Below are 457 nucleotides of genomic sequence, written 5' to 3'. Positions count from 1 at the left end.
CGCCGCGTGGTGCGCGAGCCGCGCGGCCTCCAGCGCGGCCCGGGCGGTGGCGTCGGCGTGCAGGGCTGCGTCGAGCTCCGCCTGGATGGCGACGACGGCGCTGCTGCCGGCCGCAGCGGCCCGTGCGGCCTCGATCGCGTGGTGGAGCTCGGCCTCGGCGGCGACCAGACGGGCCTGGGCGTGCTCGACCATGCCCTCGGCCTCGGTGACCGCGGCCAGCGCGGCATCCCGGTCGGCGATCGCCGCGTCGAGCTCCGCACGGACGTCGGCGACGACGTCGGCGTCCGCGGCGGCCATGACCTCCGCCAGCCGGGTCTCGGCCAGGGCGAGCGCGGCGCGCGCCTCGGTGTCGGCCTCGACCGCGAGGTGGTGGGCCGCGAGCGCCTCGGCGTGCATCCGCTCCGACTCCGTCGCGGCCGCGAGCGCGCCGTCCAGGTCGGCGCGGGCGTCGACCACG

Annotated in this window: 1 protein-coding gene; it reads right to left on the bottom strand. The window is 79.9% G+C overall.

Annotated features, from left to right (window positions below; translation table 11 throughout):
• Window positions 1-457 (bottom strand): hypothetical protein (locus tag N866_RS21900; RefSeq protein ID WP_034230120.1); only part of this gene is annotated, 457 nt, incomplete at both ends.

Origin of the sequence: Actinotalea ferrariae CF5-4 (genome assembly GCF_000603945.1) — a bacterium.
GTDB lineage: Bacteria > Actinomycetota > Actinomycetes > Actinomycetales > Cellulomonadaceae > Actinotalea > Actinotalea ferrariae.
The sequence above is the reverse complement of the archived record's forward strand: the minus strand, read 5'-3'. Positions and strand labels throughout refer to the sequence as shown.